The sequence below is a fragment of the Colwellia sp. E2M01 genome, from assembly GCF_018860585.1.
Taxonomy (GTDB): domain Bacteria; phylum Pseudomonadota; class Gammaproteobacteria; order Enterobacterales; family Alteromonadaceae; genus Colwellia.
The window spans coordinates 1-1,177 of the sequence record NZ_JAHKPR010000048.1 but is presented as its reverse complement, the minus strand read 5'-3'; the positions used below and the strand labels follow the sequence as shown (position 1 = coordinate 1,177).

The following is a 1,177-nucleotide window of genomic DNA, read 5'->3' as shown; positions in this document are numbered from 1 at the left end:
CTAAACAAATTCGCCTTGTTATTGCACATCGAGCATAGCTCTGAGTTGGGAAGAAATTTAATCAAATTGGTATTAAATATTTATAGTCGATCACCAGTTACTCAATAGTTTTATTGCTTTGCCCGAAGGAACTTAGCTCTGAACCAGAACCTTGAAGTGTGATGGGTATATACAAAAAATTATATTTGTTCTCATATCATTCTAAGTGGACACTTCTTTATATAGAATGGTTTAAAAGTTTTAATAGAACTAACTAGAAATATAGTGGTTTAAATGAATATGTCTAAAAGAGTGAGCCATATTTGAAGAAAAGGTAAAGAGTCAAACTTATCCTTCTTTTTGGTGTTAAGACGGCTTATATAAAGGAAAATAACGCTAAGCTTGAGTAAATATTCAGCAAACAAGCAGTAAACATGAAAAAATAGTGAAATATTTGAATTTAGCTATTGCAAGCACGAAAACATTACACTAGAATTCGCACCACTTAATGTAGTGCCGACTTAGCTCAGTTGGTAGAGCAACTGACTTGTAATCAGTAGGTCGCCAGTTCGATTCCGGCAGTCGGCACCATTAATACTTAAAAACAATAGTTTTTGAGGTACCTATAAAAGGTATAGGCTTAAGTGGAGGGGTTCCCGAGTGGCCAAAGGGATCAGACTGTAAATCTGACGGCTCAGCCTTCGGTGGTTCGAATCCACCTCCCTCCACCATATTTCGATTTGACTTTATTAGAGATAAAGTTAAATCAAAGACAGAGTTAAATCTGATAGAGTAAGCGGGCGTCGTATAGTGGTAATACCTTAGCCTTCCAAGCTAAAGCTGCGAGTTCGATTCTCGCCGCCCGCTCCATCTTTTATATGAATGCTGATATGGCTCAGTTGGTAGAGCGCACCCTTGGTAAGGGTGAGGTCGGCAGTTCGAATCTGCCTATCAGCACCATTCCTAGATGACTTTATCCTTTATCTCAAATCAAAATATTAAATTAATTTAACAGTAAATTATTACTATACCCAGAGGTATTTTAAAATGGCTAAAGAAAAATTTGAACGTTCGAAACCACATGTAAACGTTGGTACAATCGGACACGTTGATCACGGTAAAACAACGTTAACAGCTGCTATCTCTGCGGTATTAACTAAAGCACACGGTGGTGACGTAAAAGATTTCGCACAAATCG

Annotated in this window: 1 protein-coding gene and 4 tRNA genes; all 5 read left to right on the top strand. The window is 37.6% G+C overall.

What is annotated here, in order from left to right:
- The first annotated feature begins 494 nt into the window (after positions 1–494).
- Positions 495–570: transfer RNA gene (locus KO502_RS10390), tRNA-Thr, on the top strand.
- Positions 571–625: 55 nt separating this feature from the next.
- Positions 626–710: transfer RNA gene (locus KO502_RS10385), tRNA-Tyr, on the top strand.
- A gap of 65 nt (positions 711–775) precedes the next feature.
- Positions 776–849 (top strand) — tRNA-Gly (locus KO502_RS10380).
- 14 nt (positions 850–863) lie between these two features.
- Positions 864–939: transfer RNA gene (locus tag KO502_RS10375), tRNA-Thr, on the top strand.
- An 87-nt stretch (positions 940–1,026) separates the two neighbouring features.
- On the top strand, positions 1,027–1,177 hold a 151-nt coding region (locus KO502_RS10370), incomplete at its 3' end, for a GTP-binding protein (RefSeq protein ID WP_252730722.1).